Source organism: Halopenitus sp. H-Gu1, from assembly GCF_041821145.1.
Taxonomy (GTDB): Archaea; Halobacteriota; Halobacteria; order Halobacteriales; family Haloferacaceae; genus Halopenitus.
This window is the reverse complement of sequence record NZ_JBGUBC010000016.1, coordinates 36,166-56,333: the sequence shown is the minus strand read 5'-3', so window position 1 is coordinate 56,333 and position 20,168 is coordinate 36,166. Positions and strand designations below refer to the sequence as shown.

18 protein-coding genes are annotated in these 20,168 nt (G+C 57.7%); 8 read left to right on the top strand and 10 right to left on the bottom strand.

The window, feature by feature from the left end; genetic code table 11:
* Positions 1–101 precede the first annotated feature (101 nt).
* From ACERIT_RS11970 to ACERIT_RS11960, 3 genes are all read right to left on the bottom strand, one after another.
* On the bottom strand, positions 102–296 hold the full coding sequence (locus ACERIT_RS11970) for a DUF2196 domain-containing protein (protein WP_373675089.1): 195 nt from the start codon (positions 294–296) through the stop codon (positions 102–104).
* Positions 297–395: 99 nt separating this feature from the next.
* Positions 396–677 (bottom strand): hypothetical protein, encoded by a 282-nt coding sequence (locus ACERIT_RS11965; protein WP_373675088.1) that lies wholly within the window; start codon positions 675–677, stop codon positions 396–398.
* 215 nt (positions 678–892) lie between these two features.
* On the bottom strand, positions 893–1,735 hold the full coding sequence (locus ACERIT_RS11960; protein ID WP_373675087.1) for a deoxyribonuclease IV: 843 nt from the start codon (positions 1,733–1,735) through the stop codon (positions 893–895).
* A 160-nt stretch (positions 1,736–1,895) separates the two neighbouring features.
* Here ACERIT_RS11960 and ACERIT_RS11955 point away from each other — a divergent pair, with 160 nt between their 5' ends.
* The 3 genes from ACERIT_RS11955 to ACERIT_RS11945 all read left to right on the top strand — a co-directional run bounded on the left by ACERIT_RS11955 (position 1,896) and on the right by ACERIT_RS11945 (position 5,774).
* Positions 1,896–2,318, top strand: a complete 423-nt coding sequence (locus ACERIT_RS11955; RefSeq protein ID WP_373675086.1) for a CBS domain-containing protein — start codon at positions 1,896–1,898, stop codon at positions 2,316–2,318.
* A gap of 408 nt (positions 2,319–2,726) precedes the next feature.
* Positions 2,727–3,962, top strand: coding sequence for an iron-containing alcohol dehydrogenase (locus ACERIT_RS11950; RefSeq protein WP_373675085.1), 1,236 nt, complete (start codon positions 2,727–2,729; stop codon positions 3,960–3,962).
* 990 nt (positions 3,963–4,952) lie between these two features.
* Positions 4,953–5,774 carry an SDR family NAD(P)-dependent oxidoreductase gene (locus ACERIT_RS11945; protein WP_373675084.1) on the top strand — a complete coding sequence of 274 codons (822 nt, stop codon included), beginning with the start codon at positions 4,953–4,955 and terminating at the stop codon, positions 5,772–5,774.
* Positions 5,775–5,903: 129 nt separating this feature from the next.
* On the opposite strand, the gene ACERIT_RS11940 is transcribed toward ACERIT_RS11945, so the two are convergent.
* On the bottom strand, positions 5,904–6,683 hold the full coding sequence (locus ACERIT_RS11940) for an HpcH/HpaI aldolase/citrate lyase family protein (protein ID WP_373675083.1): 780 nt from the start codon (positions 6,681–6,683) through the stop codon (positions 5,904–5,906).
* A gap of 117 nt (positions 6,684–6,800) precedes the next feature.
* On the opposite strand from ACERIT_RS11940, the gene ACERIT_RS11935 reads away from it, so the two are divergent.
* The 3 genes from ACERIT_RS11935 (at position 6,801) to rdfA (ending at position 10,683) form a co-directional block, all read left to right on the top strand.
* Complete coding sequence (locus tag ACERIT_RS11935; RefSeq protein ID WP_373675082.1) at positions 6,801–7,847, top strand: mannonate dehydratase; 1,047 nt, start codon at positions 6,801–6,803, stop codon at positions 7,845–7,847.
* Between the two features lie 197 nt (positions 7,848–8,044).
* The gene (locus ACERIT_RS11930) at positions 8,045–10,006 is read left to right on the top strand and encodes an archaea-specific SMC-related protein (RefSeq protein ID WP_373675081.1); all 1,962 of its coding nucleotides are present in this window, start codon (positions 8,045–8,047) and stop codon (positions 10,004–10,006) included.
* A gap of 59 nt (positions 10,007–10,065) precedes the next feature.
* Positions 10,066–10,683, top strand: a complete 618-nt coding sequence (gene rdfA, locus ACERIT_RS11925; RefSeq protein ID WP_373675080.1) for a rod-determining factor RdfA — start codon at positions 10,066–10,068, stop codon at positions 10,681–10,683.
* 94 nt (positions 10,684–10,777) lie between these two features.
* Here the strand turns inward: rdfA and ACERIT_RS11920 are convergent, their stop codons facing one another.
* Positions 10,778–11,782 (bottom strand): LLM class flavin-dependent oxidoreductase, encoded by a 1,005-nt coding sequence (locus ACERIT_RS11920; RefSeq protein WP_373675079.1) that lies wholly within the window; start codon positions 11,780–11,782, stop codon positions 10,778–10,780.
* Between the two features lie 176 nt (positions 11,783–11,958).
* The gene (locus ACERIT_RS11915; RefSeq protein ID WP_373675078.1) at positions 11,959–13,131 is read right to left on the bottom strand and encodes a M24 family metallopeptidase; all 1,173 of its coding nucleotides are present in this window, start codon (positions 13,129–13,131) and stop codon (positions 11,959–11,961) included.
* A 139-nt stretch (positions 13,132–13,270) separates the two neighbouring features.
* On the opposite strand from ACERIT_RS11915, the gene ACERIT_RS11910 reads away from it, so the two are divergent.
* Complete coding sequence (locus tag ACERIT_RS11910; RefSeq protein WP_373675077.1) at positions 13,271–14,293, top strand: glycoside hydrolase family 88 protein; 1,023 nt, start codon at positions 13,271–13,273, stop codon at positions 14,291–14,293.
* 139 nt (positions 14,294–14,432) lie between these two features.
* Here the strand turns inward: ACERIT_RS11910 and thsA are convergent, their stop codons facing one another.
* Positions 14,433–16,058: a thermosome subunit alpha gene (thsA, locus tag ACERIT_RS11905; RefSeq protein ID WP_373675076.1), complete on the bottom strand. Its 1,626-nt coding sequence runs from the start codon at positions 16,056–16,058 to the stop codon at positions 14,433–14,435.
* A 164-nt stretch (positions 16,059–16,222) separates the two neighbouring features.
* On the opposite strand from thsA, the gene ACERIT_RS11900 reads away from it, so the two are divergent.
* Positions 16,223–17,215 (top strand): MBL fold metallo-hydrolase, encoded by a 993-nt coding sequence (locus ACERIT_RS11900; RefSeq protein ID WP_373675075.1) that lies wholly within the window; start codon positions 16,223–16,225, stop codon positions 17,213–17,215.
* An 11-nt stretch (positions 17,216–17,226) separates the two neighbouring features.
* On the opposite strand, the gene ACERIT_RS11895 is transcribed toward ACERIT_RS11900, so the two are convergent.
* The 3 genes from ACERIT_RS11895 to ACERIT_RS11885 all read right to left on the bottom strand — a co-directional run bounded on the left by ACERIT_RS11895 (position 17,227) and on the right by ACERIT_RS11885 (position 20,138).
* Positions 17,227–18,012: an inositol monophosphatase gene (locus tag ACERIT_RS11895; protein WP_373675074.1), complete on the bottom strand. Its 786-nt coding sequence runs from the start codon at positions 18,010–18,012 to the stop codon at positions 17,227–17,229.
* A gap of 141 nt (positions 18,013–18,153) precedes the next feature.
* Positions 18,154–18,927, bottom strand: a complete 774-nt coding sequence (locus ACERIT_RS11890; RefSeq protein ID WP_373675073.1) for an enoyl-CoA hydratase/isomerase family protein — start codon at positions 18,925–18,927, stop codon at positions 18,154–18,156.
* Positions 18,928–18,959: 32 nt separating this feature from the next.
* Positions 18,960–20,138, bottom strand: a complete 1,179-nt coding sequence (locus tag ACERIT_RS11885; protein WP_373675072.1) for a CaiB/BaiF CoA transferase family protein — start codon at positions 20,136–20,138, stop codon at positions 18,960–18,962.
* Positions 20,139–20,168 lie beyond the last annotated feature (30 nt).

Genomic DNA, 20,168 nt, shown 5'->3' with positions numbered 1-20,168 from the left:
CGTTTGGACGTCGCTTACGGCTTCGATGGGAACGACGTGTCGGCTCCCGTCGAAGAGGGCGACGATGAGGGTTCCGCGGAGCCAGCACGCGTACTCGGCGGCTAGACTTCCGGGCCGATACGTTTCACGCGTCCCTGGGCCCCGGATTTGAGTTTCACGAGGATTCCCTTGGGATGGGTTCGTTCGTCAGTGAGGACGACGCCGACCTCGCCGACGATACGGTCGCCGTTCTCCTGTTCGATTTCTACGGCCATCCCTTGTCTCAGTTCGTTTCGGGTTGGAAGATCAGCCGACATAGAAGAACCATTGGTCGCAAACCTCTTAGAATGAGGGCGTCGTTCCCGGGATTCGAGAAGTATCCCGTCGATTCAGCGAGACGTCTCCGACCGGATCACTCACCCCTGTTTGACGGCGTCATTCACTTCCCCGACTTCTTCCCACTGTTCCCCGTCGATCGGACGCCGTCGAAGACGGATCGGCCCGCCTGGTTGCTTGCCGGTCGTGAGTTCATACAGCATTTCACGCACCTCGTTCCGTCCTTCGGCGTGAAAGCCACGTTCTTCGCTCACGTCTACCTCATCGAGGACGGCGTCGACCGTGTCTCCGCCTTCAATCCGAAGTTCCCACTCGCCAGCCCCGAGTTTTCCCATCGTGATTGCGAGTTCGTCGAGTGCCATGGTTTGACTACCGGAGCACCGGACAAAAAACGACGGGTCAATACCGATTGCCGGGAGTCTCCGATATCCCTAACAGGGAGAAGGCTCCTGAGAGGACGAGTGAACGAGACCCCCACGGACATCGGTGACTGCGACGGACGTCGATGACTGTGACGGATATCGGTGACTGGACGAACGTCGGTGGCTGCATCCAGCAGAGTTGATGCCCTCGACGATCAGTCGCCGGCGTAGAGGTGTTTTACCGTCTCGATGTTCCACGCAAACCCCTTCTCGTTCTCGGGCGTCTCCAGAACCATTGGCTTGTCACGAAGCGCGTCATGGGTGATGAATCGACGGAATCCCGCCTCACCGATCGCTCCCTCGCCGATGTGCTCGTGTTCATCCTTTTCGGAGCCGAGCGGATGCCGCGAATCGTTGAGATGGAGATAGTGGACGTTCTCGAGGCCAACGGTTGCGTCGATCTCCGTCACCAGGTCGTCCATCACTGCTTCGTCCCCGAAATCGTACCCAGCAGCGAAGAGATGGCACGTGTCGAGACAGATACCGAGATCGTCGTAGTCGTAGGCTGAGGACTCGACCATCTCATTGAGATCGGGGAGCCGCTTTCCGACGGTGGTTCCCTTTCCGGCGGTGTTCTCCAACAGGATCATGACGCCATCCGGGATATCGAGCTCGGAGAGGCGTTCGGCGACGTTCGCGATTCCGGTCTCCGAACCGGCACCAGTGTGTGCACCCGGGTGGAAGACGTAGTAGGGAATGTCCAGGGTTGCTGTTGCCTCGAGTTCGGCCTGAACGCATTCGATCGACTTCGTCGCGAGGTCGTCTTTCGGCGTCGCGAGATTGATGAGATAGGTTCCGTGAACGATCCACGGACTAACGTCGAACTCCGAGGCGGCGTCTCGGAACGCGTCGGCGTCGCCCTCGTCCACCTCGCTAACCGCCCAGCCACGAGGTGACCCAACGAAAACCTGTCCGCAGTTCCCACCCAGTTCCGCCTCGCGTTCGACGGCGGCAGCAAACCCATCCGCGATCGAGACGTGAGCACCGATCCTGAACATGCTCGATGGTCGTGGAGTCATGCAGTTAATCGTTCCTGCCGGGAGGAGGAGAATGACGCTCTTCCTCCCCTTTAGGATCTGAGCTATTTCCAAGTTACTGAGAATCACGCTACCGGTATAATCCCTCTCTAGTTCAATTATAGAACGGAGGGACCCCCAAATGCCAATCCAAGACCTCGCTCGAGATGATGTCATCAGTGCCAGTACGGACGCATCGGTTTCGGAACTCGCCCAGTTGATGCGTGACGAAAACGTAGGCAGCGTCGTCATTACGAATGACGGGACACCCGTTGGGATCGCTACGGATCGCGATCTGACGATGCGGGTGTTGGCGGAAGAAGCGGATCCGAACGACCAGACCGCCGAGGACGTCATGTCGGGTGAGCTGTGTACTGTCAGTCCGGAGACGGGGTTCTACGAAGTTGCAGCAGTGATGAGCGAGAACGGTGTCCGTCGGCTCCCCGTCTGTAACGAGGACGACGAACTGACGGGAATCATCACCGCCGACGACCTGACGGAACTACTGGCGGATGAAAGCGAGCAACTCGCGTCGGTCATTCAGGCACAACGCCCGTCGTATTGAGTCCGGAACACCCAATCAAGTATGGAATTCGACACGTCACGGTCCGGTTCCGAACGGATCGATGACGACCGGGATCTACCGGATCCACTCTTCCGGTAGTCCCCCGAACGATTTCGGTTGTCGCCCATCGCTTGGCGGTCGATTACACCGACACTTCGATCACTGATGTGAACCGCCTCGGAGGCGCGTGATTCGGGACGTGGAACGTCTCGTTAGCAGTGAAATAGACGGATTCCGCACCATCACCGGGCTTCCCGTAGAATCGTCCATCCCGGAAGAGGCGTCGACCCGAACTGCTCCCGCCGTTACCCCGCGAGGGGCGCTGTGGAACTGCCGAAACGAGTGAGTGGACGAGGAAAGTTCACGATTCCCAAAAGAACTAATTGGGAGTGGTGAGGTGTACTTAATGTGTCATACAAAACGGTTCTTTCTGATCAGACGCGTACAGTCGTTTCACCGAGCAAAGTCGTCGTCGGTGCCGGCGCAGTCAGTCAAACCGGTGAACAGGCATCCCTCTATGGGAACACTGCACTCGTGATCGCAACCGAACAGATATTTGATATACATGGCGAAACTCTTCTCAATACGCTCGAACGTGAAGGCATCGAGACGGCCGTCTACACAGACGTCCGTCCGGATCCGACGGTCGAGAACGTCGAAGAAGCCTACGATCGCTGGACGGAACACGACTGTGACGTGATCGTTACGCTCGGCGGCGGCTCCTCCATCGATACTGGAAAAGGCGTCGGGATCCTCGCCGCCAACGATGGATCGATCCGGGATTTCGGCGTCGATAAAGCAGGATATGAAAGCGTTCCCAATCCGATTCCCCCACTCATTGCAGTGAACACGACCGCAGGAACCGGCAGCGAAGCGACGCGATCGATCGTTCTCAGCGATACCGCTACCGCAACGAAGTTTCTGATCGTTTCACAGAACGTCGTTCCCACCGTCGCCCTTGAGGATCCGGAACTCACCGTCTCGCTCCCGCGCAGCCATACTGCCTTTACCGGAATCGATGCACTGACACATGCCATCGAAGCGTACGTCTCGACGGAATCATACAGTATTCCGGATCATCTGGCGGAGGAAGCCATGGAACGGATCGTCCGCTCACTGCCAGTCGCGTGGGCAAACGGGCAGAATCTCGATGCGCGGGCGGACGTGATGGTCGGACAACTCCATGCCGGGCAGGCCTTCACGAACTCCTCAGTCGCACTCGTACACGGAATGGCCCGTCCACTCGGTGCGCAACTACACATTCCCCACGGGCTCGCAAATGCGCTTATTCTGCCGTACGTCGTGGAGTTCTCGACGATGGCAGCCCCCGAAAAGTACGCGACGATCGCCCGGATCCTCGGTACGGCCAGTGAGGAGGACGGCACGCGTGAAGCCGCCGAAAAGGCCGCCGACGGCATCTATCAACTCTGCGATGATCTCTCGTTGACCGGCTATTTGGACGACTTCGGTGACGTTCCGTCCAGAGACGCGTATCTCGACGTGATCGGCGAGATGACGCAGGACGCGATCGACTCCGGATCGCCGGACAATAACCCCAGAAAGCCGACTCGATCGGAGATCGAGGAGATCTACCGTACTATCTACGATGATGCACTTGCCCCGAACAGTCCCCGCCGCTCCTGAATCGAACGGACGGACGTACCGCTAACGGCGCGTCACTCCGTATCCAGGCGTTCAATCGAACCCGATCGTCGCCGCTCGCGAACTCCTCCGGCACGATTCACGCAAAGCAGAAGTTATCCGAAGAGTGGCTAGCCGACAAGGCGGATCGACGTCGGCAGTCAACGGAATCCCGCGACGTGTCCTCGGCAGCCGTACCGTCCATTCGAGACGGAAAATTCCGAGGGATCGGACGGAGACGATCCCGATAGTATTCCATTAAACTATCAGTCTTAAATACAATATTATAGTTTGATTATTTGAATGTCGAGCACGGTCACATGACCGTTCACGACTGGGTTCGAAAAGCCGAGTTATGGCCAGCTCCGAGTTATGAACAGCTCCGAGTTAGCTGACGGTGGACGGTCGGAGCGCGTCACGGTCGATGCGAAAGCGATCCGGATCACCGACTGACGATACTGACTGTCCCCTGCCGTCGATCCTGAAACGACCAAATCCCCCTCATAGGGCTAGTTCGGACGTATACGATGGCGATGGTGGAAGGGCATCTCCCCGAGTTAGCCGAGAAGCACGACGTTTCCGAGGGCCACGGAAACTCGGATATCTCCGATATATAAACGAGAGAGATCACTTTCGTTACCGCCGCGTTTCTCCTCGATGACGTTGCCGATCCCGCTGGCCGTGTTAGCTGAACGTAGAAGGCGAGGAGCGCAGCGAGATCCGCGACGACGGAACAGAACCGAATCGAACCAACCCGAATTGAGCCGAGCCGAATCGGATCGGGTCGGACCGAATCAGTCCGAATCGGACCGGATCAAAAATATTTGTATAGAAATATGAATTCGAACACCACAGATATCGAACTATTCGAGACACGTGTGGTGGTCCGCCGGGTGGCTCGTATGAATTCGATCGAACCCGAAAACCGGTTGGTCCCTTGCTAAGGGGAGGCACACGAAACACTAAGTGAACTCTGCGCGTGTACAGAGACGTATGACAGGGCAGTTGCAGGGCCAAACGGCAGTAATTACGGGATCAAGTAGTGGAATCGGTTCCGGGATCGCAAAACGCTTCGCCAAAGAGGGGGCAAACGTTATCACTAACTCTCGCTCGTTGGAACGCGCCGAATCCACGGCCACGGAGATCGAGGCTGCTGGGGGCACCGCGATCGCCGTCGAGGCGGACGTCACGGATCGAGAAGCGATGGGTGAGTTGATCGACACGGCCGTCGATGAGTTCGGCTCACTCGACGTCATGGTGAATAACGCTGGGACGACGGTCATCGATTCGTTCGTCGAGTTGGATCCCGAAGACTGGCGTCACGTCGTCGAGGTCAACTTGACGGGCGTATTTAACGGAGCCCAAGCAGCTGCCACGCAAATGACGGAGCAGGATGCCGGCGGACAAATAATCAACATCGGTAGTATCTACGGAATGTCCGGGGTTCAGGGACGAACGCCGTACAATGCAAGCAAAGCCGGCGTTCACAACCTGACGCGAGGGATGGCGGTCGAACTCGCCGAGCACGATATTGGTGTAAACGCGTTAGCACCCGGATTCATTCGAACGGCGATGGACGAACAGACCCGCGACGACGAGACGAACGAGGATCGACTCGACCGATCGGAGTGGCCGTATTACGGCTACTCCGATGAACACATTCAAAATCGGACCCCGATGGATCGATACGGATCCACCGAGGAGATGGCGAACTGTGCCGTCTTCTTAGCGGTCGGTGAGCACTACATGACGGGGGAGATCATGACTGCTGATGGCGGCTGGAATGCGTTCGGATGGGGAAGCAAGGGCACCTGATCGGGACTTCCATTCGTTCCGTTCTATGTCGTTTGAGTTCGTTCCGTTCTATGTCGTTTGAGTTCCGCGATCATCGTCGAGGCGGATCCCACCGAGAAGCGCACGGGAAGGTCACTACCGGCGATCGTCTCACTCTTGGGTTTCAACCGCCTCAGCAAATATCGTGCTCACGTCGTCAAGCCCCTCCCAGAGATGGATGGTATCCTTTCCGGCGATCACGTAATCGAATCCCCTCGTAAGCCATCGTTCGATCTCGGTCGGATCAGGAACGAACAGACCGACGGACGTGTTTTCGGCATCAGCGGCATCGAGTACCGACGAAACGGCATCGACGAAGACGTCCGACTCGAGATCGCCGAAGGTATCGAGTGAGGCGGAGAGATCCGACGGGCCGAGAAAGAGCGCATCGATGCCATCGACGGCTGCGATCGCTTCTGCATTCGTTACAGCAGCCTCGCGTTCGATCTGAGCGACGACGGTGACCTGCTCATCCGCCTCGGTGACATATTCCGTGAAGTTGATACCGTAGCCAGCCGCTCGCGAGCCGCCGACACCGCGGGTCCCCTCCGGTGGATACGTCGCAGCTGAGACGAGTTCTCGTGCTTCAGCTGGGGTATCGACCATTGGCGCCATGATCGCGCTCGCCCCGGTATCAAGCGCCCGTTTCACCGCGACCGGATCGTTTTCGGGGAGCCGCACGAGAGGTTCGGAATCGCCGTCTGCCGCCTCGATCGCATGGATCAGTGACTGGAGCGTTTCCCACTCCGTCGGGGTGTGTTCGGTGTCGATCAACACGACGTCCCCTTCAGCCATTGCCATCACTTCGGCAACCGCGGGGTGTCCGATGGATAGCCAATGTCCCAAAACTGGATCACGATCCCGGAATGCAGTTCGTAACCGTTCGCTCATATCTAACAGGGAACATGGATGGGGTATATGCTTTCCGCTTGGCATACTTCATGATGGCTAACACGACTCCCCACTCGTGACGTCACGTATTTACGCCAGCGATGAGAGACGCCCATCATGGTCGCTCATATTCCGGACGATCGATCGATTACGGTCGGTGTTCGAACTCGAAGTCTCTCACACGATCGACTTCGACTTCTTGCACAACTCGGTGTCACGGACGTGTTCGTCGACCACGGCGAGGTGGCCGAGGAGGGTGAAGCGTTCGTGGGAGGCGAGGGACCGGACGTGTTGACCGTCGGGCCAGGATCGATCCCCACCGTTGACGAGTTCGAAACGGCACGGGAACGCGTCGAGTCCTACGGGCTTCGTCTCGCCGGTATTCACTCGCTTCCGTTCGCACTCTACGGCGATATCATGTTTGACCGGGAGGGTTCCGAGACGTCGTTCGAGGAAATAACGACGCTCATCGAAAATATCGGTGCGGCCGGCATCGATATTCTTGGCTACCAGTGGATGCCACGTGGTCTCGTCCCACTTCGAACGAATCCCACCGAGGCTCGAGGCGGTGCCGAGGCGACTGCGTTTGATTTAGAGGAATTGGACGACCCGGATACGCTCCCGGAAGGCATCGATCGGGAATACACCGAGGATGAACTCTGGGACAATTACGAACGGTTCATCACCACGGTCCTGCCGGTCGCCGAGCAAGCAGGCGTGACGCTTGCACTTCATCCGATGGATCCCCCGGTTATCGAGTCGCTCTATGGGATTCCGAGGCTCTTTCGAAACCGGGAGCACTTCGACCGAGCAATGGAGTTGGGGTCGAGTGACAATCACGGTCTGAAGCTGTGTCTCGGCTGTTTTACCGAGATGGGAGAGGACATGGTGGACGTGGTCGAGCACTTCGGCAGCGATATCGTGTTCGTGCACTTTCGTAACGTCGTCGGCACCGTCCCCTCCTTCCACGAGTCATTCGTCGATCAGGGCAATTTCGAACCCCCAGCCGTGATGCGTGCGCTCTCCCGCGTCGGGTTTGACGGTGCCGTCGTCCCCGATCACGTTCCAAAAATGGAAGGAGACGAGGGATGGCGGCCTGTGGGCCGGTCGTATACCGTGGGCTACCTGCAAGGGCTGATCGACGATATTGATTATACGGGGTGAGGAGGAACTCACGAACGGAGTGACGGCGATCGATTGACAGACTGAAGCCGTTTCACGATCTCTTTCGTAACGCCGATGACGCTTTCCGGGATCTCCTCGGAAGTTGGATAGGACAACAACGATCCTACAGTAATGTCCGGGATAGATACCCGTATCCATCATTGTGCTTATAACGGTACCTCCCTAACGAATGCCCAATGAGTAGTCCCGAGCAAACGTCCGAGGTGGCCCGTTTCAACGTCGAAAATATCGGCGGAATAAGTGAGACGGATATTACAGTTTCACCAGGCGTCACCATTCTGACCGGGAAAAACGCCACGAACCGGACCTCGTTTCTGCAGGCGATCATGGCCGTGATGGGCAGTGATCGAGCGACGTTGAAAGCCGATTCCCAGGAGGGATCCGTTCGGTTAGCACTGGGTGGCGACACGTACGAACGAACCTTACAGCGGGATGGCAAAACCATCAAGACGACGGGTGAGGTCTACCTTGAGGATCCCGACGTTGCCGATCTGTTCTCGTTTCTCCTCGAGGATAATGAGGCAAGACGGGCGATCGCGGACGGCGACGACCTTCGGGAACTGATCATGCGGCCGGTCGACGTCGAGGCGATCGAACGGGAAATCGATCGCCTTGATCAAAAAAAGGGACGAATAGCCGACGAGATCAGCCGTATCGAATCACGTCAACGCGACCTTCCGGACCTCGAAACGCGGCGAAATTCCCTCCGGCAACGGATCGCCGACAAACGCGACGAACTCGCCGCGAAAGAAGAGGAGATCGAACAGCACAGTCACGATATCGAGGAAAGTCGCCAGAACAAAGACGAATTCGAAAACACGCTTGCTGAACTCAGTTCAACGCGGTCCGACCTCGAGTCAGTCCGGCGAAGGATCGAATCACAGAAAGAAAGCATTGCCTCCCTCAAACAGGAGCGTACGGACCTCACGGACACGCTTGAGGACCTCCCGGATGAGCCGATGGGAGATCAACAGCAGCTTGAAGCACGGATGGAACGGTTGCGGACCGAACGCCAGAGACTCAACACCGAGTTGTCCGATCTCCAGAGTCTCATCCAATATAACGAGGAGCGACTCGAAACCCAGGATTCGGACCTCGCTGGGATGCTTGCTGATGGGACGGACGTGGACAACGCCGATTCGCTCACTGACCAACTGCTGGACGATGACGAAGAGAGCGTCGTTTGTTGGACCTGTGGTTCGACGGTCGAGCGAGAGCAGATCGAGGAGACGATCGCTCGGCTTCGGGAGAGTCGGACACGAAAGGTCACACAGCTTGAAGAAACCAAATCCGAACTCGATGAGTTGAAACGAAAACAGCGAACACTGGAACAAAAACGGACCGAGCGTGAGGAGACGAAACGGAGGATCGATCAACTCGAAACCGAGATCGAACGCCGAAACGAACAGCTAGCCTCACTCAAAGATCGACGTCGCGAGTTAACGACGGAAGTCAACACGCTCGAAGAGGAGGTCGAGACCTTCGACTCCGGCGGCTTTGATGAGATCCTGTCGTTGCACAAGGAGGCCAATCAGATCGAATTCGAGATCGATAGTCTCGAATCGGATCTCGAAGCGGTCACCGATGAGATCGAATCGATCGAGGAACTACTGGCAGACCTGGACGGTCTCCGAGTGGAACGCGAACGAGTAGTCGAAGAGCTCACCGAGAACCGAACAAAGATCGACGACATCGAAGCCGAAGCCGTCGAGAAGTTTAACGAACATATGGAGGCGATCCTCGATATTCTTGCCTACGAGAACCTCGAACAGATCTGGATCGAACGGGCGGAACAAACCGTTCGGGACGGTCGCCGGACGATCGATCGGACCGCGTTCGAATTACATATCGTTCGAGCGACTGAGAACGGGGCCGCATACGAGGATACGGTCGATCACTTAAGCGAGAGCGAACTCGAAGTCCTCGGTCTTATTTTCGCGCTGGCGGGCTATTTAGTCCATGATCTCCACGAGACGGTTCCATTCATGCTTCTCGACTCGTTGGAAGCGATCGATAACGATCGTATCGCAACATTGGTCACGTATTTCTCCGAGTATGCCAAATATCTGGTCGTCACGTTGTTACCGGAGGACGCGCAAGCGTTGGACGACGAGTATACTCGAATCACGTCAATCTGAGAACCGTCTTTCGTGCTTGCGAACACAGATACAAAAAGAGATAACAGATCTGATAAAAAATGACTGAGACGCTACAATCAAAGCGATTGACCAAAGTCGAACGGGTGCTTGAGGAGTACGATCTCGAGAATTTGGGTGCAGAACTTGAAGTGCGTTGGACGGGTGACGACGTCGAACGGATGAGTCTTCGGGAGCTTGCGACCTACTTCAACCATCAAGTGCTCGAACGTGTCCTACTCGATGCCGGAATGAGTGCGCTTGAGGACGACGTCAGTTCGATCTATCACAAGTTAACCGCCGATACCGTAACGACCGGCGTTCAAACGGCAACACGAACTCGACTTATGCAAAACGGTATCGATGTGGACAGCCTCCGGCGTGATTTTGTCACGTATCAGGCGATTCGCACCTATCTCCAGGAACGTCGCGGGGTTGAACATACTGGTGATTCCGATAGTGAAAAAAGACGAAAGGATCTCGAACAGATCCAACGACTGCTGGCGCGGGCACGGGTGGTAACCGAAGAGCGGATCGAAAACCTTCGAAATACGGATCGGATGGACGTCGATGACTTTGAAGTGTTCATCGATGCGCAGGTCCTTTGTCAAGACTGTGGGGCCCAATACACCGTGACGGATCTATTCGAACAGCACGGGTGTGACTGTTCGGACGAGTGAGACGTGGGGACGGCTTCCGGATACCGGTCTCGCAATGCGCTCGAATTGAGGAGAGACGCGTCGCATCCCCGCTCCATCTCACCTCCGCTCCGGCTCACCGGAGGGCCGGTGCGACCTCGGTGCCCAGACGTTCGATGGATTGCTCGATCGCGCTCGTCTCCAGACCGGGCACATATGGTCGCAGTAACATGTGTACGGTATCACCGAGGCGTTCTTGGTATCGCTCGAGTTGTTCTATCACTTCCGCCGGAGAGCCGACGATCGCCTGCTGTTTGAGGTGTTCTCGCCGTTCGGCCGATAGTTCATCTATCGGTTCATCCGCCGAGTACTCGTCGTACTTCCGCTGCATGTAGAATACCGGATCTCGGAACGTTTCCCAGGCCGATTCGGCTGATTCGTCGACGAAACAGTACCGTTGAACGTAGGTGGTGAATTCACCTTTGAGCTTCTCAGCTTTGCGAAGACGGCGTTGATACTTCACGCGTTTCACCACCTCCTCGAAGGGAAGCGTCTCGGGTGCAGTCCATGCGTCGGCGAGCATCGCAGCACGTCGAACGGCCGGCTTGGACGTCCCACCAAGCGTGATGGCCGGACTGTCCTCCGGTTTTGGCGTTACCGTCGCCTCGGGAGTCGCAGGATGGAATCGGGGATTGAAACCGAGAGGGCCATCACTCCATGCCCCCCGGGCGATACGGACTGCCTCTTCGGTTTTGAGGGCTCGATCGTCTTTATCCACGCCGAACTGTTTGAACTCCTCGTCCCGATAACCGTTGGTCATTCCAAGAACCAATCGTCCATCCGAAAGCAGACTCACCGTTGCGGCGTCCTCGGCCACACGGATCGCATCGTGGAGGGGTGCAAGTAACATCGACGTCCCAAGGGTAATGTTCTCGGTCGCTTCCGCGAACGCTCCAAGCGTCGGTAGAAGTCCTGACATATACCCCTCAGGTGTGAAATGGTGTGCTGAAACCCACGCGCTGTCGAGTCCGACGTCGTCGGCGGTCGCAACCAGGTCGGTCATATCCGAATACACCGCCGTTAGCGGGCGATCGTCGTCCGGGTGTTGCAAGCCGTTGAATAGACAAACGCCAATATCCATGGATACTCCCAATGAACTCAATGCAATTATATGCGCGGATTTGACACAATATTTATGATTGTTTCTCGGGTATTTAGACTGACGAATGGATGGTCGATCTCTCCCATCGAGTTATCGACGCCTCGATCGTCGTCGAGTCGAACCCACAACAGGATATCTGGGAGGTTCGTTCCCACTCAGAGAAACGGGTGGATTTCCTCGGGAAGCGTTTCCGGGTCGGTGAAGTTCAATTGCCGAGCACCGTCCTCCTCGATCGCAACCATGCGTTCGACGCGAAGCCCACCACCAGGGATACCGTGGAGATCGAATTTGAACGAAATGACCATCCCTGGCTCGAGTTTTAGATCGACGGCCGGCCCGAGATTTGGCCACTCGACGACGTCGATACCGACGCCGTGACCGATCGCACGGGTTCCCGTCGCGAACGGTTTGAACTCCTCATTCCAGCCTTCGTCTTTGACCCGAGAAATGACGCGATCGTAGAGGTCGGAAATCCGCATTTGGGGACGGATTTCCTCTTCGATGATCTCCGTAGCGACTTCGTTCGCCCGGGAAAGTACCGCCGCTTTCTCGTCGTCTTCCCCCGCGATTGCAGTGATGGCTACGTCAGCGGCATATCCTCGATACTGGGGAGAGGCATCGATTATCACGTAGTCTCCGTCCTCGATATGGTGATCCGGTGATGGTCGCCACGTGGGATGGCGAGTGTTTTCGCCGGCGATGATCACGTATGCGGACCCGATCTCCGCCGATCGCCTGCGGGCCCCATACTCACCCACGGCGGCTAAGTCGGCTTCGCTATCACCGATAGCCATCTCCTGAACGACGTCGACGATGCTTTGATCGCCGATCGTTGCCGCCCGTTGTAACATTCGGATCTCCGCATCGCTTTTGAACTGGCGAAGTCGTGCGAGTAATTCGTCGTCACGAACTATCCGGCGAGTACCAAGTGCATCCTCGAGTTCGTCATACCATCGAACGGGTAACAGGTTCTCCCCGCACAGTCCCACGTTCGAGATTCCGTCGGACCGATCCACGACGTCACTGAGCGTCTCGGTGAGATCGGAGACGGATCGAACGTCATCGATCCAGGACCGCTCTCTGGCTCCGTGGCTGTTCAACGTTCCCGTCAGTAGTATCGGTTCATCATCGATGGGTACGAGAACGAGTTGATGAGCCTCTTCGAGAACGTTGATTGGTTTGAAATTTGAGAGATAAAACCCATCACCGATTCGATACTCGTCGGCGTACACGACGAAGAGGTCGTATTCTTCGTTTGCCATCTCATCACGGACGGCGGTAATGCGTCTCTCGTACTCCGCCTCCGGTAACGTGGGTGGTGATTCCATACCGAAAATACCGCCCCATTTTCACATAAATCTACTGCGCACGTCCTACGTTCACTCTGAACACGGTCGATATCCCAGGATATGGATAAAATATTTTTCATGACATAAGCGTTTTATACATTCGTGGTGATCTGTGGGTATGGCTTCAGGCCACGATCATTCGGCATTAGTGGAGCGTGTAGCGAACCATACGTTGGAGCGGGACATGGAATCGGAGACCTGGCAGAAAGCCGTGGCGATAAACGGGCTTCTCGAAGTCGGAGGGTACGATGAGGAAGCAAAACGGCTGGTCGACCGTTCGATCGCGACCCAGACCACAGCCGGTCAATTTTCATACGGATCGCTCGATCCGAAATCCTGGACGGACGACGTCGAGTATAAATCCCAAACCGATCCAGCAGCTCTCGGCTATCCCGCCCTTGAATTCTACGACCGAACCGGGGACGAAACCTATCTCGACGCCGCTCGACGTCAATACGAATATCTGGCCGAGCAAGCCCAGCGAACGGCCGAGGGCGGTATTGGCCATCACCGGGGGAAGATGGAACTATGGGTTGATGCCATCTATATGCTCTGTCCGTTCCTGGCTCGATACGGGGCGGTCGCCGATGAGCCCGCCGCCTTCGACGATGCTGCTCGCCAAGTGATCGTTCAAACGAAGTATCTACAGGATCCCCACACGGATCTCTACCGACACGAGTGGCGAGAACAGCCCAACGTCTACCCCGAAGACACCTTCTGGTCGCGAGGTAACGGCTGGGTTGCAGCCGGGATCCTCGATGCCCTGGAGTATCTCCCCGAGTCCCACGAAAAACGGGATCGGCTCGTCGAGATATTCCGGAGCCTCTGTAAAGCGGTGCGTCCACTACAGGACGCCTCCGGCTTCTGGCATAACATTCTCGACGACGACCAATCGGCCTTGGAGACGTCCGGCACGCTGATGTTCGCGTATGCCTTCCAGAAGGGCATCGAGCGGGGCTACCTGGACGAGGAGACGTACGGGCAAGCAGCACGGGATGGCATGGACGTCTCGATGGGAGTCGTCCGCGAAAACGGCGAGGTCGGTCGGGTCGTCGGCCCCCCGGGAGGTCCTGGGGTTCCGTTCGCAGTCACCTCCTACGGCCAGGGATGGTTCCTGCTTGCTGCCGCACAGCACGAGTGACGGCGTCCTCCGCGTGAACGACCCCGCCACTCACCGCCGGAGGGAGCTCCACGAGAAGGTGTGTCCCGTTTCTGTTACTTGACGATTCGTTCGCACACACAAAAACCGAAGCGGTCCGGGGACGTCGATTCGAAGAGACCTACGGTGCGCCCATTCCTCCGGCCGGTCCGTTGGCGGGCAGCTTGTCTTCATCGATCTCGAAGGACATCGGAAGGAAGTCATCGATCCGAAGGATCGTTTCGGCCACCTGCGGGGCGGTGGTGATCGATCGGAGCTTTACGGAAAACGGTTCGATGATCCCGGCCTCTACGGGATCGATGATCTCGCCGGTCTCCCCGTCGATCCCCGCCAGAGTATCACCATTGGATTGCACCGCTCTCAGATTGACGAGGCCCAGTATCGGATCGACACCGGCATTCTCAGCGAGCGTGCTTGGGACGACCTCAAGTGCGTTCGCGTACGCCTCGATCGCCAGCTGTTCGCGTGAATCGAACTCCTTTGCATACTGATGTAACCGAAGGGCGATCGCGGTTTCAGGTGCGCCACCACCGGGGATGATCTTTGGCTCATCAATGGCGCATGAGACGACCGAGATGGCATCCTTCACCGCCCGATGGAGCTCGTCGACGACGTCGCGTGTCGAGCCGTACAGTACGAGTGTTGCAGTCGTCTCAGTGGCACAGCCCTGGACACGTGTCTGTAATTCCCCACCGAGATCGGTCTCTTCGACGATCTCGGCATATCCGAGGTCGTCCGCCGAGAGTTCACGCACGGTCCCTTTGACGTTGGCTCCGGTAGCCTTTGCGAGATGGGCTATCTCGTCGTCGTGGACGCGTCGAACGACGTACATCCCTCGCTTGGCCAACCGTTCGCGAAGTTCCTCGGCGATGTTTTCACCCCCGATCACCGCATCGACGCCGAGATCATCGAGGTGATCGACGATCGAAACGATCTCTGCCCGCTGGTTCTCCTGAATTCGGGCCACATCCGACGGCGTGGTCACGTCCACGTCGAGTTCCAGACCGGACTCTCGGGGTTCGATGTCCTTGTCGAACACCGCGATGGTGGCGTCCTCGACGCGATAGGGAGTCACCGAGTCGGCTCGTTCTTGATCCAGTATGACGCCGTCCATCATGACGGAGTTATCGACGGGAGCGCCAGTGATCTTCTCGATCCGGATGGCGTCCCGATCGACGTCGCCGTCAGTACGAACGCGCTGGACGGCCTCGACGACCAGCGACGGCACCACGTCCTCCTTCATCGTTCCCTTTCCGGACATCGACGTCGCAGCCAGGCTCGTCAATCGCTCCGTATCCGAAGGCTCGATCACGGTCGCGTGTTCATCGAGGATCTCGCCGGCACGTTCGGCGGCTGCACGGTACCCACGTGCAATAGTCGTCGGATGGATATCCCGCTCGATGAGCGTCTCCGCTTCGCCCAAAAGCCGACCGGCAAGTACCGCCGTGGTCGTCGTTCCATCACGGACTCCGTCCTCGTGGCTCACGGAGAGATCGGCGATGATATCGCCGATAGGATGATCGACCATCTCTCTGAGAATACTTGCTCCGTTGTTCGTGACGATCCCCATCCCGTCGTCATCGACGAGGAGTTTGTCCAGACCTCGCGGACCGAGCGTCGTCCGAACGAGCTCACCGACCGCCTTCCCGGCAGCGATATTTGCCATCTGAACGCTTCGCTGGTCCGAACCCGAACTCCCAACGGTACCGTCATCGGCGGTGATATCTTGTGGTGTGCGTCCGACCATCACGGCGGTAGTCGACGACGGTGCTATGTAAAGCCATCGTGTGACATCCTTCCCGGAGTACCTGCCGGAGCGTCCGCCGTGGACGGAATTCGATGGCGGCGGCGAAGAGATGTGAGTCCGGATAACTGAAGCCTTGATTAAGCCCTACACACTACTCAGCCATCATGGAGCGCATTTCATTATCGAACGCGGCGTTCGAAGGGAACAACAACGTGTTCGTATTTGACGACGGGCCCGAAACGGTTCTGATCGATACGGGGGACAGCACGCCCACCACAAAACAGCAACTAGAGGCGGGTCTCGAGGAGCGAGATATCGAATTCGCCGACGTCGACGTGATATTCCTCACCCATTGGCATGGGGACCATTCGGGACTGGCAGGTGAAATTCAAGCACAAAGCGGTGCCAAGGTATACGCCCACTCGGCGGACGCACCACTCATTCGCGGGGATTCGGACGCCTGGAGTTCCCTCCGATCGCTTCAGGAATCGCGTTTCGAGGAGTGGGGAATGCCACCCGAAAAGCAGGAGTCACTTCGAGAGTGGTTGCATGAACACGAAAACGAGCGTGAATCCCCTCACGTACGCACCTTCGAAGACGGCGAGACGTTCTCGTTTAATGGACGCGAACTCACCGTTGCTCATCGCCCTGGCCACGCTGCGGGGCTGTGCGTGTTCGAACGGGAAGTGGCCGGGCGAAACGACGTCTTCTGTGGTGACGCCATGTTGCCCGTATACACGCCCAACGTCGGCGGTGCCGACGTCCGCGTTTCACAGCCATTGATCAAGTACCTCCGGTCGCTCCAACGGATGATCGATGCGGACTACGATCGAGCATGGCCGGGTCATCGATCGGTGATAGAGAGGCCTGCACAGCGGGCAACGGAGATCATCACCCATCACGAGGAACGTGCATGGCGAGTGCTGAATGCATTGTCCAAACGTGGTCCCAGTGACGCGTGGACGGTGAGCGACGAGCTATTCGGAGATCTCGACGGGATACATATCCTCCATGGCCCCGGCGAAGCGTCCGCACACCTCGAACAGTTGCACGATTCGGGTGAGGTGATCGCCACGGATGGTACCTACCGTCTGACGGCCGAGACGGAGACGGCACTCAGGGAACGCGACGACGACCGATGGCCGATCCAATATTGACGGCTCGACGTTCATTTCAGCAGTGACTGAACGGCATCGAGAACTCGATCGTGTGCAGTGCCGTTGGTGGCGACGAGACCGTCAGAACTCGGAGCCCATGGATCCCCATGGACATCCGTCACCGTTCCACCGGCTCGTTCGACCATGTACACGCCCGCGATCGTATCCCACGGGTTTGCTCGGGGCTGTGTTGCGGCTGCAACATCAAGTGATCCGGCAGCGATCTTCGCAAGCACGAACTGTGCGGAACCGAACCGGCGGAGATCGCCGAACTGCCTGATCAAGGTCGCCATGAGTTCACCGAACTCCTGATCGCGATCGGACCCATACCGAAGGATGGGTGCGACGGTAAACGTCTCGACGTCGGTCTTGGTACTCACTTCCATCGGATTGCCGTTCCACGTTACAGCGGTGTCATCGGCCAGGTAGACGTCACCCACGGCCGGAGCGACCGACACGGCCGTCGTCGGATCGCCGTCCTCTACGACCGCAACGGACGTCGTCCAGAGCGGGATCTCGTGGACGAAGTTGGTCGTGCCATCGATCGGATCGATCACCCAGACGATCCCGTCGTCGGGAACCGTTTTGAGCGCATCCGCTTCCTCTCCGACGATGGTTGCATCCGGATGGTCCCGTTGGATCGTTTCGATCACCCGCTCTTGTGCCCGGGTGTCCGCCTCGGTAACGTAGTCCATCTTCGAGGATTTGGTGTCCACGGAGAGGGCAGACCGATACAGTTCCTCGGCGACAGTAGCGCCTGCCTCGGCGGCAGCCAGCGCAGTTTCTGTCCGTGACATGTGCGATTGCCGTAGGAGAACTCAGACAGGAACCGTCTTAACGATGTTGACGGACCGGATCCCTTCGGGAACGACTTCCCGTGGGACGACCACCGATCCCGGACGTTCCAAATGGTCAACCTCGGATCGATCCCGAACGTCCTACCGTCTCGAAAAGTCCGGTTCGTCGTCCTCGGTGAATGCTCGGATACCCTCGGCCGTGTCCTCGGTGGTGTAGAGATACGCTGCAACCGCCTGCTCGTACTGCTTTGCAGCGTCCAGACTCGCATCCATCCCCTCGTTGACGAGACGAATGGCCTCCTCGATCGCCAGGGGGGCGTTCTCCTGGGCCTCCCCGATCAGATCCCGAGCGGCCTGCTGAACGGTGTCCGTTTCAGCGATCCGATTCACGAGACCGAGGTCGTGTGCTTCCTCGGCCGAGATCGGGTTCCCGGTTACTATCATCTCTTTTGCTTTGTTCGGTCCGATCACACGCGGGAGGCGCTGTGTCCCCCCACCACCGGGGACGAATCCCAAACTGACTTCGGGGACCCCGAACGGCACCTCCGGCGCGGCCACGACGAGGTCCGTCGCCAGAACCAGTTCGAGGCCACCGCCGTACGCGAGTCCATCCACGGCTGCGACGACCAACGCGGGATGGTCCTCGATGTAATCGTTGACACGATTTTGAAGTCGGACGAACTCCATGAATTCCGTCTGGTTCGACATCTCTTCGAACATCGCGATGTCGGCTCCGGCAACGAACGCACGATCGCCAGCCGTCTCGAGAACAACGCCGTCGGCTTCGGTCTCGACCGCTTGGAAGGCATCCCGTAATTCGGTGAGAACGGTGGCATTCAACGCGTTCAATTTGTCGGGACGGTCGATCGTGATGTTCGCGATCCCGTCGTCAATTTCGTGGGTTACAAGTGGCATATATCTGTAATAACTCGATTTTCAACCCGTCTCTACTCCTCGCGGGCCGTGATCCGTTCGATCAGTTCCTCCGAGTAGCCTCGCTCACGGAGTACCTCCTCCGTATGTTCGCCGGAACGAGGCGGATGCCGTCGCATCTTCGCGGGGGTTTCACTGAACTCGACCGGGAGGTCGGGGAATTCGAGTTCCCCGATATCGGGATGATCGACGGTTTGGATCATGTCGTTGGCATCCACCTGCGGGTGTTCGAGCGCGTCCGGAAGTCCATTGACCGGTCCACACCAGATGTCCTCCTCCCAAAGGACGTCGAGCCAATGTTCAGTCGATCGCTGACGCGTTTTCTCCTCGATGAGATGTTTTAATTCGTCACGACGCTGGTACGCCTCCTCCCAGGTGTCGACGGCCGCGAGTTCGGCGAGTTCGAGCGCTTCGCCGACCTCGTCGGGTGGCGACAGCGAAATCGTGATGTGTCCATCGGCGGTCTCATAGACGGCATACGGTGCCTGGTTGTATACGTGGCCAATACCGGCCTCGCTGCGTTCGGGTTCGGTTCCCGTGTTCGCATATACGGAGATCTCCTGCATCATGAGTCCCAACGCCGCATTGAGTAGGCTCCCGTCGACGCGCTGTCCCTGACCAGTCCGATCCCGATAATGAAGCGCAGCGAGAATGGAGAAGGCGATGGTCGCCGACGAGAAGAAATCGACCGCCGTCGATCCAAGCGGTGTCGGCGGGTCGTCTCGCCGGCCAGTGATGCTGGCCAGTCCCGAGACGCCCTGAATGATGATGTCCTGTCCGGGACGATCGGCATATGGCCCCTCGCGGCCCCAACCGGACGCGGAGGCGTAAACGAGCCCCGGGTTTCGCTCGCTCAGCTCCTCATACCCGAATCCAAGACGCTCCATGACGCCCGGGCGGAAGTTCTCGATAACGACGTCCGCATCGGAGATCAGGTCGTAAGCGACGTCCTTGTGTTCTTCGTCCTTTAGATCGAGTTCCACGCTTCGTTTGTTCCGGTTGAACGAGAGAAACACTGCACTCTCGCCGCCCGGGAACTGGTTTGCCATCGACCAGTGGCGCTGCCATTCTCCCCCGGGACGTTCGATCTTGATCACTTCGGCACCGAGATCGCCGAGCATCTGGGCAGCGACGGGCCCCTGAGCGAGCTGTGCAAAACTAACGATTGTGAGGTCTTCGAGCGCGTCCTCCATACGAGCCATTCGGAAGGAGGCGAACTAAAA

Bases quoted from the DNA above. Each gene is read 5' to 3' on its own strand.
- ACERIT_RS11970 (WP_373675089.1), bottom strand. From the start codon at position 296: ATGTCGGCTGATCTTCCAACCCGAAACGAACTGAGACAAGGGATGGCC.
- ACERIT_RS11965 (WP_373675088.1), bottom strand. From the start codon at position 677: ATGGCACTCGACGAACTCGCAATCACGATGGGAAAACTCGGGGCTGGC.
- ACERIT_RS11960 (WP_373675087.1), bottom strand. From the start codon at position 1,735: ATGTTCAGGATCGGTGCTCACGTCTCGATCGCGGATGGGTTTGCTGCC.
- ACERIT_RS11955 (WP_373675086.1), top strand. From the start codon at position 1,896: ATGCCAATCCAAGACCTCGCTCGAGATGATGTCATCAGTGCCAGTACG.
- ACERIT_RS11945 (WP_373675084.1), top strand. From the start codon at position 4,953: ATGACAGGGCAGTTGCAGGGCCAAACGGCAGTAATTACGGGATCAAGT.
- ACERIT_RS11940 (WP_373675083.1), bottom strand. From the start codon at position 6,683: ATGAGCGAACGGTTACGAACTGCATTCCGGGATCGTGATCCAGTTTTG.
- ACERIT_RS11935 (WP_373675082.1), top strand. From the start codon at position 6,801: ATGGTCGCTCATATTCCGGACGATCGATCGATTACGGTCGGTGTTCGA.
- ACERIT_RS11930 (WP_373675081.1), top strand. From the start codon at position 8,045: ATGAGTAGTCCCGAGCAAACGTCCGAGGTGGCCCGTTTCAACGTCGAA.
- rdfA (WP_373675080.1), top strand. From the start codon at position 10,066: ATGACTGAGACGCTACAATCAAAGCGATTGACCAAAGTCGAACGGGTG.
- ACERIT_RS11920 (WP_373675079.1), bottom strand. From the start codon at position 11,782: ATGGATATTGGCGTTTGTCTATTCAACGGCTTGCAACACCCGGACGAC.
- ACERIT_RS11915 (WP_373675078.1), bottom strand. From the start codon at position 13,131: ATGGAATCACCACCCACGTTACCGGAGGCGGAGTACGAGAGACGCATT.
- ACERIT_RS11910 (WP_373675077.1), top strand. From the start codon at position 13,271: ATGGCTTCAGGCCACGATCATTCGGCATTAGTGGAGCGTGTAGCGAAC.
- thsA (WP_373675076.1), bottom strand. From the start codon at position 16,058: ATGGTCGGACGCACACCACAAGATATCACCGCCGATGACGGTACCGTT.
- ACERIT_RS11900 (WP_373675075.1), top strand. From the start codon at position 16,223: ATGGAGCGCATTTCATTATCGAACGCGGCGTTCGAAGGGAACAACAAC.
- ACERIT_RS11895 (WP_373675074.1), bottom strand. From the start codon at position 18,012: ATGTCACGGACAGAAACTGCGCTGGCTGCCGCCGAGGCAGGCGCTACT.
- ACERIT_RS11890 (WP_373675073.1), bottom strand. From the start codon at position 18,927: ATGCCACTTGTAACCCACGAAATTGACGACGGGATCGCGAACATCACG.
- ACERIT_RS11885 (WP_373675072.1), bottom strand. From the start codon at position 20,138: ATGGAGGACGCGCTCGAAGACCTCACAATCGTTAGTTTTGCACAGCTC.